Annotated in this window: 12 protein-coding genes and 1 pseudogene; 11 read left to right on the forward strand and 2 right to left on the reverse strand. The window is 71.8% G+C overall.

Going from position 1 to position 14,401, the window contains the following annotated elements; all coding sequences use genetic code 11:
* The first annotated feature begins 167 nt into the window (after positions 1 to 167).
* Together ACFXB5_RS14320 and ACFXB5_RS14325 are read left to right on the forward strand one after the other, a co-directional pair.
* Positions 168 to 1,124, forward strand: a complete 957-nt coding sequence (locus ACFXB5_RS14320) for a sensor histidine kinase (RefSeq protein ID WP_385206868.1) — start codon at positions 168 to 170, stop codon at positions 1,122 to 1,124.
* Positions 1,121 to 1,726 (forward strand): DNA-binding response regulator, encoded by a 606-nt coding sequence (locus tag ACFXB5_RS14325; protein ID WP_385206871.1) that lies wholly within the window; start codon positions 1,121 to 1,123, stop codon positions 1,724 to 1,726. The genes ACFXB5_RS14320 and ACFXB5_RS14325 overlap by 4 nt, the downstream gene beginning before the upstream one ends.
* A gap of 40 nt (positions 1,727 to 1,766) precedes the next feature.
* Here ACFXB5_RS14325 and ACFXB5_RS14330 read toward each other — a convergent pair whose 3' ends face one another.
* Positions 1,767 to 2,783, reverse strand: coding sequence for an alpha/beta fold hydrolase (locus ACFXB5_RS14330; RefSeq protein WP_385206874.1), 1,017 nt, complete (start codon positions 2,781 to 2,783; stop codon positions 1,767 to 1,769).
* Between the two features lie 211 nt (positions 2,784 to 2,994).
* On the opposite strand from ACFXB5_RS14330, the gene ACFXB5_RS14335 reads away from it, so the two are divergent.
* The 7 genes and pseudogenes from ACFXB5_RS14335 to ACFXB5_RS14365 all read left to right on the forward strand — a co-directional run bounded on the left by ACFXB5_RS14335 (position 2,995) and on the right by ACFXB5_RS14365 (position 10,172).
* The gene (locus tag ACFXB5_RS14335; protein WP_385206877.1) at positions 2,995 to 4,149 is read left to right on the forward strand and encodes an anion permease; all 1,155 of its coding nucleotides are present in this window, start codon (positions 2,995 to 2,997) and stop codon (positions 4,147 to 4,149) included.
* A 27-nt stretch (positions 4,150 to 4,176) separates the two neighbouring features.
* Positions 4,177 to 4,412 (forward strand): annotated as a pseudogene (locus ACFXB5_RS14340) (hypothetical protein).
* A 20-nt stretch (positions 4,413 to 4,432) separates the two neighbouring features.
* Positions 4,433 to 5,371, forward strand: coding sequence for a polyphosphate kinase 2 (gene ppk2 / locus ACFXB5_RS14345; RefSeq protein WP_385206880.1), 939 nt, complete (start codon positions 4,433 to 4,435; stop codon positions 5,369 to 5,371).
* A 271-nt stretch (positions 5,372 to 5,642) separates the two neighbouring features.
* Entirely contained in the window at positions 5,643 to 6,581 is a 939-nt protein-coding gene (locus ACFXB5_RS14350; protein ID WP_385206883.1) for a phosphate/phosphite/phosphonate ABC transporter substrate-binding protein, read from the forward strand.
* The gene (gene phnC / locus ACFXB5_RS14355) at positions 6,578 to 7,495 is read left to right on the forward strand and encodes a phosphonate ABC transporter ATP-binding protein (RefSeq protein WP_385206886.1); all 918 of its coding nucleotides are present in this window, start codon (positions 6,578 to 6,580) and stop codon (positions 7,493 to 7,495) included. The genes ACFXB5_RS14350 and phnC overlap by 4 nt, the downstream gene beginning before the upstream one ends.
* On the forward strand, positions 7,496 to 9,286 hold the full coding sequence (gene phnE / locus ACFXB5_RS14360) for a phosphonate ABC transporter, permease protein PhnE (protein ID WP_385206888.1): 1,791 nt from the start codon (positions 7,496 to 7,498) through the stop codon (positions 9,284 to 9,286). It abuts the gene before it with no gap.
* 157 nt (positions 9,287 to 9,443) lie between these two features.
* Positions 9,444 to 10,172 carry a GntR family transcriptional regulator gene (locus ACFXB5_RS14365; RefSeq protein WP_385206891.1) on the forward strand — a complete coding sequence of 243 codons (729 nt, stop codon included), beginning with the start codon at positions 9,444 to 9,446 and terminating at the stop codon, positions 10,170 to 10,172.
* A gap of 147 nt (positions 10,173 to 10,319) precedes the next feature.
* Here the strand turns inward: ACFXB5_RS14365 and ACFXB5_RS14370 are convergent, their stop codons facing one another.
* A complete protein-coding gene (locus ACFXB5_RS14370; protein ID WP_385206894.1) occupies positions 10,320 to 11,651 on the reverse strand; it encodes a family 43 glycosylhydrolase in 1,332 nt (443 codons plus the stop codon).
* Positions 11,652 to 11,777: 126 nt separating this feature from the next.
* Here ACFXB5_RS14370 and ACFXB5_RS14375 point away from each other — a divergent pair, with 126 nt between their 5' ends.
* Both ACFXB5_RS14375 and ACFXB5_RS14380 read left to right on the forward strand, forming a co-directional pair.
* A complete protein-coding gene (locus tag ACFXB5_RS14375; protein ID WP_385206897.1) occupies positions 11,778 to 13,757 on the forward strand; it encodes an aconitate hydratase in 1,980 nt (659 codons plus the stop codon).
* Between the two features lie 10 nt (positions 13,758 to 13,767).
* Positions 13,768 to 14,328, forward strand: coding sequence for a YceI family protein (locus tag ACFXB5_RS14380; protein ID WP_385206900.1), 561 nt, complete (start codon positions 13,768 to 13,770; stop codon positions 14,326 to 14,328).
* Positions 14,329 to 14,401 lie beyond the last annotated feature (73 nt).

Consider the following 14,401-nt stretch of genomic DNA (forward strand, 5'->3'; position numbering starts at 1 on the left):
CGTCACCGAGGCGGCGCTGTGGGTGTTCTGGATCGCCACGTCGGAGGCCGGCACGCTCGGGCTGACCCTGGTGGCGGCGGTGGGCACGGTGCACGTCGCCGTCCAGGGGCTGCTCTCCCGCGCCGCCCTGCTCCATTACCTCGGCGCCGGACCGCGCCCGGTCTGGCTTGGTCGCGCTGTACGCCGCCGTCACCGTGGCCATGGCCGCCCTGGGGTGTGCGTTGCTGGCCGCCGGACGCATCCACGAAGGGAGCCTGGCGGCGTATCTGGTCTGGCTGCTGATGTACTACGCCGGCCCGCCGATGCTGGCGCTGCCGCGCCGCGCCGGGGCGGCGCTGGTCGCGGCGGTGCCGGTGGTGGCGCTCGGCGCGGCGGCGGCCAGCGGGCTGTCGGGCGAGCCGCTGGCCCTCGCGATCGGCGCCAGCTTGCTGATGGTTCCGTTCATGGCCATGGCGATACGGGTCTCCGGGTGGAGCGTGCGGCTGATCGAGGAGCTGGCCAGGGCGCGGGCGACGCAGGCCCGCCTCGCCGTGGCGGAGGAGCGGCTTCGCTTCGGCCGCGATCTGCACGATGTGCTGGGCCGTAACCTCGCGGTGGTGGCGCTGAAGAGCGAGCTCGCGGTGGAACTGGCCCGGCGGGGCCGGGAGGAGGCGGTGGCTCAGATGGAGGAGGTGCAGCGGATCGCGCAGGAGTCACAGCGGGAGATCCGCGCGGTGGTACGCGGCTACCGCACCGCCGATCTGCACGCCGAACTGGCCGGGGCCCGGTCCGTGCTCGAAGCGGCCGGGATCGACTGCCGGATCGAGAACGGACCGGCGGCGCGGCTGCCCGCGCAGACGCAGACGGCGCTCGGCTGGGTGGTCCGCGAGGGAACGACGAACGTGCTCCGCCACGCGCAGGGCGCGTCCCGCTGCGAGGTGTCCGTGCGTGCCACGGTCGCGGGCTCGGTGGCACTGCTGATGGAGAACGACGGGGCGGACACGGACCCCCGACCGGGCACCGGCAGCGGCCTGCCGGGGCTGCGCGAGCGCCTGGCCGAGGTGGACGGCACCCTGGCCACCGAACGGCACCCGGACGGGACCTTCCGCCTGACCGCGAGGATTCCGTGGGAAGCGGGCGAATGATCAGGGTTCTGCTGGCGGACGACGAACACCTCATCCGGGGCGCGCTCGCCTCCCTCCTCGCGCTGGAGGACGACATCATCGTGGTGGCGGAGGCCGGAACGGGCGACGAGGCGCTGGCCATGGCCAGGGCACACCGCCCCGACGTGGCCGTCCTGGACATGCGGATGCCCGGACGTGACGGGGTGTCGGTGGCGGCGCGGCTGCGCGACGAGGTACCGGAGTGCGCCTCGATGATCGTCACCAGCCATGCCGGGGCCGGGGCGTTGAAACAGGCGCTGGCGGCGGGTGTGCGTGGCTTCGTGCCGAAGACGGTGTCCGCGCGGCGCCTGGCCGAGATCATCCGTACGGTGCATACGGACGGCCGCTACGTGGATCACGAACTGGCGGCGGACGCGATCGCCGCGGGCGAGTCGCCCCTCACTCCCCGCGAGGCGGAAATGCTCTCCCTGGCCGCGGACGGGGCACCGGTGGCGGAAATCGCGTCCCGCGCCGCGCTGTCGCCCGGGACGGTGCGCAACTACCTGTCCGCCGCCGCGGCCAAACTCGGCGCGGAGAACCGCCACATGGCGGCGCGGATCGCCCGCGAGCGCGGATGGCTGTAGGGGGCTGTGCCGGTAGCCGTCAGCGGTCATCGGCGGCCGGTCAGCGCGGGCGCCGGCGTCGGCGGCGGCCGACGAGGAGTGCGCCACCGCCCAGAAGCAGCGCCGCCGCGCCCGCGGTCACCCAAGCGGCGGCCGTGTCGGCGGGCCGGGACTCCCCCCGGGCGCGGGAGTCGGAGGGGTTGGCCGCGGGCGACGGCCGGGCCGAACCGGTGGCCGTGGCGGCCTTGATGATGAGGTCGGTGACCGCCTGGGGGTGGGCGATCATGGCCACGTGGGAGGAGTTGATCTCCACGGTGTGCGAGTGGGCGCGCTTGGCCTCGAAGCGCTCCTGCCGGGGGTTGATGGTCTTGTCCTGCCGGGCGACGAGGAACCAGGACGGGATCTGCCGCCACGCCGCCACTTTGGCCTTCTCCGAGAACGCGGCCGTTGCGGCGGGCCGTTGGGTCGCCGCCAGCAGCCTCGCCGTACTGGCCGGCAGATCGGCGGCGAAGACCCGGTGGAGCTTGTCCCGCTTGAGGTACAGATCCGTGCCCCGCACCCCGCCACCGGCCCGGTACGGGACCGCCTTGATGGCGGTGGCGAGTTCGCTGGGGTACCGGGCGGCCAGCGACTGCCCGCTCTCCCCCTTGTCGAGCGCCTGGGCGGACACGTACACCAGCGACTTCACCCGGGAGTTCCCCGCCGCGGCGACGCTGATGACCGCGCCGCCGTAGGAGTGGCCCACCAGCACGATCGGGCCCTTGACGCTGTCCAGGACGGAGGCGATGTAGGCGGAGTCGGTGGTGAGGCCGCGCAGCGGGTTGGCGGGGGCGATGACGGGGTAGCCGCGGCGCTCCAGCCGTTCGATGACACCGTTCCAGCTGGAGCCGTCCGCGAACGCGCCGTGGATCAGGACCACCGTGGGTTTACCAGGGGCGTTGTCGTCCTCCGCGGCGGCCGGGGCCGCCACGGCCGCGCACACCGCCATCGCGCACCCGGCCGCCGCGACACGTGTCCGGAGCCGTCCGCGTGTCCGGAGCCGTCCGCGTCCGGAGCCGAGAGCCGGAGACGCCGCCATGGTGTCCTCGTTTCCCTTGAGGGTTGTGGCTCCTCAACGTTCGCCGGACCCGCGGCGCGCGGCCGCGCGGCGGGGCCCGATCGGGTGAAGTAGGTGATCCACCAGGGTCATGCCGCGCTGACAACGATTCCCACGACCTGCCCGCGTCGTCCTTGTACTGCCTTTGCCTCGAGTTCGCCGGGCATTGGCCTGAGCTTGTTTGCATACAGGAATGGACCACATCACCTTCTTGGTGGCGGTCGTCATCGTCACGGCGCTCGCCTTCGACTTCACCAACGGATTCCATGACACGGCCAACGCGATGGCCACCTCCATCGCCACCGGCGCGCTCAACCCCAGAACCGCGGTTCTGGTGAGCGGGATCCTGAATATCGTCGGTGCCTTCCTGTCCACCGAGGTCGCGAAGACCATCTCCGGTGGCATCGTCGACGACACCCTGGTCACCCCAGGCATGATCTTCGCGGGGCTGGTCGGGGCGATCCTCTGGAATCTGCTGACCTGGCTGGTCGGGCTGCCGTCGAGCTCGTCGCACGCCCTGTTCGGCGGGCTGATCGGGGCCGTGTGGGTCGGTGCGGGTTCTCATGGCGTGCACTTTGACAAGGTTGTCGAGAAGGTGCTGATACCGGCGGTGGCCTCGCCGGTCGTGGCCGGTGTCGCCGCGTTGCTGGCCACCTACCTCGCGTACCGGCTCACCGACCGCGCCCGCAAGAAGTCCGTGACCAAGGGGTTCCGGGCCGGTCAGATCGCCTCGGCCTCGCTCGTCTCCCTCGCCCACGGCACCAACGACGCGCAGAAGACCATGGGCGTCATCACGCTGACCCTGATCTCGACGGGTGCCCTCGGCCACGACGCCGGTCCGCCGCTGTGGGTGATCGCCTCCGCGGGTCTCGCCATCGGCCTCGGCACCTACCTGGGCGGCTGGCGGATCATCCGCACCATGGGCAAGGGCCTGACCGAGATCCAGTCCCCGCAGGGCTTCGCCGCCGAGACGGCCTCCACGACCGTCATCCTCACCTCCGCCCACCTCGGCTTCGCCCTGTCCACCACCCAGGTGGCCTCCGGTAGCATCCTCGGCGCGGGTCTCGGCCGGCGGCTGGCGGAGGTGCGCTGGGGCGTCGCGGGCCGGATGGTGATCGCCTGGATGGTCACCCTGCCCGCCGCCGCGCTGGTCGGCGGCGTCTCCGCGAGCGTGGTCACGAACGGCGGAAACATCGGCGCGGTGGTCGTCGCGCTGATCGGCGCGGCCCTCGCCGGGGGCATCGTGCTCCTCGCCCGCCGTAACCCCGTGGACGCGAAGAACGTCAACGACGCCCACGAGGTCACCATCCGCAACGAGCCGCCGGCCAAGGTCGGCACGGCCGCATAAGTCCTCGATTTCCGGAGAGTTAAAACGATGCATCTCGACTGGACCGCACTCGGCCAGGTCACCGCGGTGAGCATCGGCGTCACCATTGCCGCTGTCACCGTCTTCGCCCTCGGCGTCCTGGGCGTCGCCCGCGTGGAGGCGGCCCGTGAGGAGAGAACGGCACCGGCTCGACCCTGGGCCTCACCCAGGCCGGACTGTGCTTCGTGGCGTGCGCGGCGGTGGTGGCCTACGGGATCTACCTGATCGTGCCGCAGTTCCACTGAGAACGGAAAGGAAGGACTGGATGACAACGCCGCCCTTGCTGTCCGAGCTGGCCGACCTGACGGTCGACTACAGCGACCACGACGACCCCGTGCTCATCCGGCCGGACGGCAGCCCGGTCGACACCTGGCGGGAGAACTATCCCTACGCGCACCGCATGGAGCGCAAGGAGTACGAGTGGCACAAGCGGCTCCAGCAGATAGAGCTGCTGAAGCTGCAGAGCTGGATCAAGGAGACCGGACGCCGGCTCGTCATCGTCTTCGAGGGTCGGGACGCGGCCGGCAAGGGCGGCACCATCAAGCGCTTCACCGAGCACCTCAATCCGCGTGGCGCCCGGGTCGTGGCGCTGGAGAAGCCGACCGAGCGCGAACGTGGTCAGTGGTACTTCCAGCGGTACGTGGAGCATCTGCCGACCGCGGGGGAGATCGTGCTCTTCGACCGGTCCTGGTACAACCGGGCCGGTGTCGAGCGGGTCATGGGCTTCTGCTCCAAGGACGAGTACCGGCGCTTCATGCGCCAGGCGCCGCTCTTCGAGCGGATGCTCGTGGACGACGGCGTGGACCTGGTGAAGTTCTGGTTCTCGGTGTCCCAGAGCGAGCAGCGCACCCGCTTCACGATCCGCCAGGTGGACCCCGTACGGCAGTGGAAGCTCAGCCCGATGGACGTCGCCTCGCTGGCCCGCTGGGACGACTACACCGCCGCGAAGGTCGCCATGTTCCGTGAGACGGACACCGAGTACGCGCCCTGGACGGTGGTCAAGAGCAACGACAAGAAACGGGCGCGCGTGGAGGCCATGCGCAGTGTGCTCGCCCGTTTCGACTACTCCGACAAGGACGAGGAAGTCGTCGGCACCGCCGATCCGCACGTCGTGGGCGCGGCGGCGGGTCTGCTGGAGGAGGGCGAGGACGACACGAACGACGCCACCGGTGCCACCGAGACGAACAACGCCGACGGGCGCTGACGAGCACACCGAAGTCGAGCACACCGAAGTCGAGCACACGGACGCCGGACGCCAGGGCCGGGCCCCCACACCCCGGCCCCCCCCAGGCGTGGGGGGGCGCGGCGGGCCCCCCCCGGGTTTGCCGGGCAACCCCCCCGTTGCTCCCCCCACGATCAGACAGCCGTAACCGACGGCGCGGGGTGTGCACACCTGTTCTCCGCAGGGTGGGCGTCATCCCCGGTGCCCTCACTCCCCGAGAGGCCCGATCGCCCCACCGCTCGAAGGACGACGCATGCCTCGCCACCTCCGCATCCCCCTCGCTGCCGCGCTGCTGCCGCTCGTGCTCACGGCCTGCGGTGCCAGCGCCTCCGACAACGGCTCCACCTCGGAGGGACGGGACCCCGACACCCTGGTGGTCGCGGCGATCCCGTCGGAGAACTCCACCTCGCTCGCCCAGCAGTACGCCCCGATCGTCAAGCTGCTGAAGGCCGAGACGGGCAAGAAGGTCCAGATGCAGAAGGCGACCAGCTACGCCGCCGTCATCGAGGCGCAGCGGGCGCACAAGGCGGATGTCGCGCTGTACGGTCCGCTCTCCTACGTCGTGGCCAAGGACAGCGGAGTGGGGGTGAAGCTGGCCGGTGCGCTGGTCGCCGCCAAGGGCGAGACGCCGGGCTACCAGTCGTACGGCATCACCCGCGGCAGCAACAAGGACATCAAGAGCCTCGCCGACTTCAAGGGCCACAAGGTGTGCTTCGTGGACCCGACCTCGACGTCCGGCTATCTCTACCCGCAGTCCGGTCTGCTGAGGGCGGGCGTGAAGCCCGGCGACTACACCAAGGTCATGGCGGGTGGCCACGACGCCTCGGCGCTGTCGGTCGCCTCCGGTGACTGCGACGCGGGCTTCGCCTTCGACACCATGGTGGACAGCGACCTGATCAAGCAGGGCAAGCTCAAGAAGGGCCAGTTGAAGACCGTCTGGAAGTCCACCGAGATCCCCGGCTCGCCCGCCGCGGTCTCCACCGACCTCACCGCGAGCCTGCAGAAGAAGATCGTCGACGCGTTCGAGACCAAGGCCAACGCCGACTACATGGAGTCCAAGGGCTACTGCTCCGGCGACGGCTGCAAGATCGACGACAACTGGGGCTTCGTCGCGGTGAAGGACTCCGACTACGACAGCGTCCGCGCCGTCTGCGACGCCACCAAGGACGCGCAGTGCAAGGGCGGCTCGTGACGGCCCCGACCGCCGTCAGCGCCACCGCCACCGGCTCCCCGGTCCCCGCCGGGGAGCCGGTGATCCGGCTGGACGGGCTGACGAAGCGGTTCGGCAGCGGCGCCGACTCCCTGCTCGCCCTGGACGAGGTGTCGTTCGAGGTGCGGCCCGGCGAGGTCGTGGCCCTGCTGGGGCTGTCCGGCTCCGGCAAGTCGACGCTGCTCTCCCTGCTCGACGGGCTCCAGCCGCCGACCTCCGGCGACGGCACGGTCCTCGGCACCGCGCTGGCCCGGGCCGACCGGTCCGAGCTGCGCGCGCTGCGCCGCCGGATCGGCTTCGTCTTCCAGCAGTTCCATCTGGTCGGCCGGCTCAGCGTCCTGGAGAACGTGTGCACCGGCGCCCTCGGGTCGCTGCGCGGGCCCCGGCTGGGGCTGCTCAGCTATCCGCGGGCGGTGCGGGAACGCGCACTGGACGGGCTGGAGCAGGTGGGCCTGGCCGCGCACGCCTTCCAGCGGGCGGACACCCTGTCCGGCGGCCAGCAACAGCGCGTCGCGGTGGCCCGCGCCCTGATGCAGGAACCCGGCCTGCTGCTGGCCGACGAGCCGGTGGCCTCCCTCGACCCCGAGTCCTCGGCCCAGGTCATGCGGCTGCTGGCGCGTGTGGCCCAGGAGCGGGAGCTGACCGTGCTGTGCAGTCTGCACCAGGTCGATCTGGCCCTGTCCTGGGCGCACCGGATCGTCGGCCTGCGGTCGGGCCGGGTGGTGATGGACGTCGCCACCGAGGGCATCGACCGCGCGACGGTGATGCGGCTGTACGAGGAGGTGGCCGCCGAGAGCGCCGAGGGCATGGCCGCGGCCGTCGCGGCGGGCCCGACCGCCGCCCGCCAACCCGTCTCCGCGTCCGTTCCCGTCCCCGCGCTCGCGAAGGGGGACTGAGTGTCGGTAGTCGAACAGCATCCCCCGGCCGCGCCCCCCAGCGGTCCCGGCCCGGGTCCCGGCGCGGCGCGTCCGCACCGGCGGACCCTGGCCCGGCCCACCGCGGCCGGGCTCAGCGCGGCCATGGCACTGCTGCTGTGCGTGGGCGGTGGCGTCTGGGCGTTCATCGCGCTCCGGCTCAACATCGCCACGCTCCTGGACAGCGGCGACAACGCGGTGGCCTTCCTCTCGCGGGCACTCCCGCTGGACTTCCCGCCGATCGGTGAACTGCTCTCGCTGATCTGGCAGACCCTGGCCATCGTGGTCTCCGCCACCGTGCTCTCGGTGGTGCTCAGCGTGCCGCTGGCCCTGCTGGCGGCCCGTAACACCACGCCGGGGACCGCCGCTCGGGCCGCCTCCCGCGGGGTGATCGTGCTCTGCCGCGCGGTCCCCGAGGTGGTCTTCGCCATCGCCGCCTTCCGTGTCTTCGGGCTGGGCGGGATGACGGGTGTGGTCGCGCTCGGTGTCCACTCCGTCGGCATGGTGGGCAAGCTGTACGCCGACGCCGTCGAGCAGACCGACGAGGGCCCGCGCACCGCGCTGCGCGCGACCGGCGCCGGGCGGCCGCAGCAGATCACCGCCGCGGTGCTGCCGCAGGCGCTGCCGTCCCTGGTGGCCACCGCGCTGCACCGCCTCGACATCAACCTGCGCGCCTCGGCCGTGCTCGGCTTCGTCGGCGTCAACGGCCTGGGGTACGCGCTGTCCACGGCGATCACCACCCTCGACTACCAGCGGGCGATGGCGATCGCCCTGGTCCTGCTGCTGCTCTGCTTCGTCGCCGAGTCGATCTCCGGCGCCATCCGGCGCACCCTGCTCCAGGACGTCACCGCTCCACGGCGGCCCCGCCGTTCGTGGCCGGCGCTCCGGGGCGCGCGCCGCGACGACCGGCCGGGCGACACCAACGCCGCCGTGGGCACCGCCGCCGTGGGTACCGCCGCGCCCCCGGCCGACGGTGCCACGCCGGTACGCCGCCGCAGCCTGCCGCGCTGGAGCGCCCGGCGGATCCGCCGGACCACCTGGCTGGTGCTCACCGTCGCCCTGGTCGTGGCCTCGGCCGTGCGCTCCGGTCTGTCCTGGGACACCCTGCGGCGTGGCGCCGAGTCTCTCTTCCCGACGCTGGGCGACTTCCTGCCGCCGGGCACCGGGGGGATCGGCGGCCAGCTCTTGGACGATCTGTGGGTCACCCTCCAGATCGCGCTCGCGGGCACCCTCATCGGGCTGGTCCTGGCGCTGCCGCTGGGAGCCCTCGCGGCCCGGAACGCGGTGGGGTCGCCCCGGGTGGCGCGGTTCTTCCGCACGGTCATCCTCCTGGTGCGGGCCATCCCGGAACTGGTCCTGGCGATCGTCTTCGTCGTCGTGACCGGCCTGGGGGCGGTCTCCGGCGCGCTCGCCCTCGGCGTCGGCTCCATCGGTCTGCTCGGCAAGCTGGTGGCGGACTCCCTGGAGGAGACCGACCCCGGCCCGGCCCGCGCCCTGGTGGCCACCGGTGCCCGCAGGCACCAGGTGTTCTTCGGGGCCGTCCTGCCCCGGGCCTGGCCCGCGGTGGTGGGGCATCTGCTGTACCAGCTGGACGTCAATCTGCGCGCGGCGACCCTGCTCGGCATCGTCGGCGCCGGTGGCATCGGCTACGACCTGCTGAACGCGGCCCGGGTCCTGCAGTTCCCCGTGGTCACCACCATCGTGCTGATGGTGCTGGGGCTGGTGCTGCTCATCGAGGGGCTGGCCGTCTGGGTGCGCAAGGTGTACGCCTGACCTGGCACTCCGCCCCTGGGCTCGGGGTCTGGGGCGGAGGCTCCCACAGGCGGCCCGGCAGAGGACACGACAACTGTTCCCACCGTTCACCCACTGGAAGCGGAATGATTCATTTCGCTGACTTGTCCGGACAACTCGCGAGGTTCAGAGTGACCAGGTGCCCAGTCGAAGCCGCTACACAGAGATCGCCGAGGTGCTCGCCGCCGAGATAGCGGACCAGCCGACTGACGTCCGTGTCGCCAGCGAGCACGAGATCGCGGCCCGCTTCGGCGTCAGCCGGGCGGCCGCCCGCTCCGCTCTCCAGGAGCTGGAGGGCCGCTATATGGTCCGCCGGGTCCGGGGCGCGGGCACCTTCGTCAACCGTCCGCTGGACTATGTGCTCTCCCAGAGCCGGGTCCCCTCGATGCACCAGACCATCCGCGAGGCGGGCGGGGTGCCGCGCACCGTGGTGCGTGACGTGACCACCGTCCCGGCCACCGGCGCCATCGCCGAGCGGCTGGAGCGCGAGGAAGGCAGCGCGGTCCACCTGCTGATCCGGCAGTCGTACATCGACGGCCTGCTGAGCGGCTGGTCCCAGGAGTGGATCCCGGTCGACATGCTGCCGGAGCTGGACGCGGCCGTGCACGCCGTGGAGTCGCTGGACTCCATCCTGCGGCAGATGTGCGGGGTGAACCCGGTGCGCTCCTGGTGCCGGGTGTGCAGTGTGCTGGCGGACCGGCGGGTGGCGGAGGGGCTGGAGACGGCGCACAACCGGCCGGTGTGGCTGGTGGAGAGCCTGAGCCGGGACGCGTCCTCCGGCCGTGCGGTGATGTGCAGCTCCAGCTGGTCCCGCCCGGACAGCATCCGGATCATCGTCGAGCTCGACGGCCCGGCCGCCACCCCTTGACCGCCCGGCTCTCGTCGCCTGGGCGGCCTCGCTGAAGTCCGGTGCGGCTCAGGTGGGCCCCGAAGGGGCGCGGGGCTGTGCCGATGTGCGGCTCCGCCGCGTGGGCGCGACCAGCCACGACGTGGCCGCAGATGAACGACCGCACCTCTACCGTTGGCGGCGCCGGACGTACAGCCGACGGTCCTGCGGGCCGGTCCACTCCAGTCGTACGACGCCGGGCACGGCGGCGTCGGCGATGCGCGACGGGTCGGACCAGTAGCCGAAGTTCGGATTGCGGAAGAACGTGGCCCACAGGCGGCCGCCGTGATCCACGAAGACGTTGTTGTGGCCGGCGCCGACACCTGCGGTCCATCGCTTGGAGTACGGCCCCTCGAAGCGGTCCGAGACGGCGATGACGGCGTCGTAGTGGTACTGGACACGGCCCGGACCGGGCGGGTCGTAGGCGTAGCGGGTGCTGCCGTCGGGATTGACCGACGCCCGGTTCCACGCGGCCTGGAGCAGGTAGTACGCGCCCCCGTACTTGAACACGTACGCACCCTCGAGATATGGCTCGGGGGAGTAGGGCCGCTGCCGGAACGCCGGGAGGCCGCTCGTCGGGACGATGTCCTCCATGTCGTCCCGGAACCTCGCGTAGAGGTTGTTGTGCAGCACGAGCCACGCGTCGTCGCCCTCGGTGAAGAGGCTGCCGTCGATGTGGTGGTACGCGCCGGGCTCGATGAAATCCGGCCCCCCGATGAACGGGTCACCGAAGGGCTTGTCGAGGTTGCCCTCGACGAGCCGGTACGGGCCCTCGATGCCACCCTCGCTCACCAGCAGGAACGACCCGACCTTCCGGGAGTGGTCGCCCATGCACGCGACGATGTACCAGGTGCCGCGGAAGTGGTGCAGCTCCGGGGCCCAGACCTCGCCACGCTTGCCGAACCGCTCGTCGTACCAGTACTCCTGCCACGGGGCGACGACGGTGCGTCCGGGCCGGTTCTCGCCGGCGAACTCGGGTGACCACACCTTGCCCCGCTCGGCGCCGGGCCGGATACCGGTCGTGTCGACCAGCTTCCAGGGGCCCCGCAGGGACGGGGCCACCCACACGAAGATGCCGTCGTTCCACGGGCCGGCGGTGGTGAGTCCGGGCACGCGGGTGGTGCCCGTGGCCACGTAGACCGGACGGCCGTCCACGACGAAGCAGTTGACGTAGGTGTCCCGCATCCAGACCAGGCCGCGCTCCCGGTCGCGGGGGCGCGGCTGGAGCGGGAGGACGAAGGAGTTGTCCTTGCGCGGCCACAGGTCCGGACGGGTGTCCGCGAGGCCGTAGGGGTCGGGTTCGGGCCAGTTCGACGGGTAGCGCCGCGGCGCGGCGGCCTCCGGGGGCGATGCCTGGGCGGTGGCCGCGGGCAGTCCCGCCGCCACGCCCAGGGAACCCGCGACTCCGGCCAACAATGTGCGTCTGTGGACGGGCGACCTGTTCTCGGAGCTGGTTGGCATGAGCACAGCATGCGGATGTCCGCCGATTTTCGTCAAGAGCCAGGAAAAAAGATGACGCGACGCGGACCGGGTACCCGATGCGGGCGCCCGGAGGGCCCGGACGCTCCGCCCGGAAGGCGGTGTCTCATGGATCTGCCCCGTGCCCGTGCGCACGGCACCGTGACCCAGCGGCTCATCGATGATCATCTGTTGTCCGGCCGGATGGAGCCGGGGGAGGAGATCGCGCTGCGGGTGGACCAGACGCTGACGCAGGATGCCACCGGCACGCTGGTGATGCAGGAGCTGGAAGCGCTGGCCCTGGACCGGGTCCGTACCGAGGCCAGCGTCCAGTACGTCGACCACAACATCCTCCAGGCCGACGAGCGCAACGCCGAGGACCACCTCTTCCTGCGCTCGGCCGCCCGCCGCTTCGGCCTGTGGTTCTCCAAACCCGGCAACGGCGTCTCCCACCCGACCCATATGCACCACTTCGGCGCCCCCGGCAAGACGCTGGCCGGTTCGGACTCACACACCTGCGCGGCCGGTTCCCTGGGCATGCTGGCGATCGGCACCGGCGGCCTGGAAGTGGCGCTGGCCATGGCCGGACGGCCGCTCCACCTCACCATGCCGAAGGTCTGGGGCATCCGGCTGACCGGGGAGCTGCCCCCGTGGGTCAGCGCCAAAGACGTGATCCTGGAGCTGCTGCGCCGTCACGGGGTGCAGGGAGGCGTCCACCGAGTCCTGGAGTACCACGGCCCCGGTCTCGCCTCCCTCACCGCGATGGACCGCCACGTCATCGCCAACATGGGGGCGGAACTCGGCGCCACCACCACCGTGTTCCCCTCGGACGCGGCGGTGCGCGGCTTCCTCGACGGGGTGCGGCGCGGCGAGGACTTCGTCGAGATCACCGCGGAGGAGGACGCGTCCTACGACCTCGACGAGGAGATCGACCTGTCGTCACTGGAGCCGCTCATCGCACGGCCCACCTCGCCGGGAAACGTCGTGCCGGTCAGGGAGGCCGCCGGGGAGCCCATCGCCCAGGCCGTCATCGGCTCCTCCGCCAACCCCGGATTCCGCGACTTCGCCGTCCCCGCCGCCATGGTGGCAGGGCGCCAGGTCCCGGCCGGGGTGAGCTTCGACATCAACCCGGCATCCCGCGAGATCCTCCAGGACCTGACGCGCCGCGGTGCCACGTTCGACCTGATCGCCGCCGGTGCCCGCATCCACCAGTCGGGCTGTCTCGGCTGCATCGGCATGGGGCAGGCGCCGGCCACGGGAAGCAACTCCCTGCGCACCTTCCCGCGCAACTTCCCCGGTCGCTCCGGCACCGCGGACGACGCGGTGTGGCTGTGCTCACCGGAGACCGCCACGGCCTCCGCGCTGACCGGCGCCATCGCCGATCCCCGCGACTGGGCCGAGCGCGTCTCGATGGCGGCGCCTCCGACGCCGGACGCACCCGACCCGCCGTCGAACAACGACGCCATGCTGGAACCACCGCTGCCACCGGACGAGGCCGCACGCGTCCAGCTGGTACGGGGCCCCAACATCTCCGCGCTGCCGCAGCTGGATCCGCTGCCGGACAGCATCCACGGCCCCGTACTCCTCAAGGCCGGTGACGACGTCTCGACCGACGAGATCTCCCCGGCCGGGGCGGACGCCCTGCCTTACCGCTCCAACATCCCCAAGCTGGCGGGATTCACCCTCATCCGGCTGGACCCCGACTATCCGCGGCGCGCCGAGGCGGTCCGGGAGGACACCGGGCATCTCATCGTCGCCGGTGCGAACTACGGCCAGGGCTCGTCCCGCGAACACGCCGCCATCGCCCCGCGCTACCTCGGCCTGCGAGCCGTCATCGCCAAGTCCTACGCCCGCATCCACTGGCAGAACCTGGTCAACTTCGGTGTGCTGCCGCTCGAATTCGAGGACCCCGCCGACTATGACCGCATCGGCCCCGACGACCGGCTGCATGTGTCCGGTCTGCGCGAGGCCCTCGCCCCGGACGGCGACCCGATCCTCCGGGTCCGCAACGCGACCCGGGACGAGGAGTACACCGTCCGCCACCGCCTCTCGCCCCGGCAGCGGGAAGCGGTGCTCGCGGGCGGTATCATCCCGGCTCTCGCACACTGAGGTGAGTGCTATGACACTGAGCGACGGAACGTATCGGATAGGCCCGCCGGACGCCCGGCTGCTGATCAGGACCAGCCGTACCGGGCTCGGCCGGAGGGCGGGGCACGATCTGACGATCGAGGCCACCCGATGGTCCGGGGACGTGGCGGTGGTGGCCGGCGCCCCTGAGCGGTCGTCGGTGAGCGTGACGATCGAGACGGACTCGTTGGACGTCCGGGAGGGGACCGGCGGGCTGAAGCCGCTCACGGACGGCGACCGGGCCGACATCAAGCGAACGCTGGAGGGCAAGGGGCAGCTGCACACCGCGGAGCACCCCACGATTACCTTCCGCTCCACCCACATCACCGGAACACCCCAGTCCTTCGAGATCACGGGTGACCTCACCATCAAGGGCCGGACCCACCCGGTGACGGTGCACGGGAGCGCCGATCCGGACGGGACGCTGCGCGGCTCGGCGTCCTTCACGCAGTCCACCTGGGGGATCAAGCCGTACACCGCGTTCCTGGGCGCGTTGAAACTGGCCGACGAGGTCCGGGTGGAGTTCATATGCCCCGGCGTGGCAGGCCCTTGAGGGGGCCCCCCGCCCGGGGGGGGGCAGGGACCCCGGGTGGGTCGGGGGTTGGGCGCGCTCCCCGCCCCGGCGA

This window comes from Streptomyces sp. NPDC059455 (genome assembly GCF_042750115.1).
Lineage (GTDB): Bacteria > Actinomycetota > Actinomycetes > Streptomycetales > Streptomycetaceae > Streptomyces > Streptomyces endocoffeicus.

Bases quoted from the DNA above. Each gene is read 5' to 3' on its own strand.
- ACFXB5_RS14335 (WP_385206877.1), top strand. From the start codon at position 2,995: ATGGACCACATCACCTTCTTGGTGGCGGTCGTCATCGTCACGGCGCTC.
- ppk2 (WP_385206880.1), top strand. From the start codon at position 4,433: ATGACAACGCCGCCCTTGCTGTCCGAGCTGGCCGACCTGACGGTCGAC.
- ACFXB5_RS14330 (WP_385206874.1), bottom strand. From the start codon at position 2,783: ATGGCGGCGTCTCCGGCTCTCGGCTCCGGACGCGGACGGCTCCGGACA.
- ACFXB5_RS14375 (WP_385206897.1), top strand. From the start codon at position 11,778: ATGGATCTGCCCCGTGCCCGTGCGCACGGCACCGTGACCCAGCGGCTC.
- ACFXB5_RS14350 (WP_385206883.1), top strand. From the start codon at position 5,643: ATGCCTCGCCACCTCCGCATCCCCCTCGCTGCCGCGCTGCTGCCGCTC.
- ACFXB5_RS14325 (WP_385206871.1), top strand. From the start codon at position 1,121: ATGATCAGGGTTCTGCTGGCGGACGACGAACACCTCATCCGGGGCGCG.
- ACFXB5_RS14380 (WP_385206900.1), top strand. From the start codon at position 13,768: ATGACACTGAGCGACGGAACGTATCGGATAGGCCCGCCGGACGCCCGG.
- ACFXB5_RS14370 (WP_385206894.1), bottom strand. From the start codon at position 11,651: ATGCCAACCAGCTCCGAGAACAGGTCGCCCGTCCACAGACGCACATTG.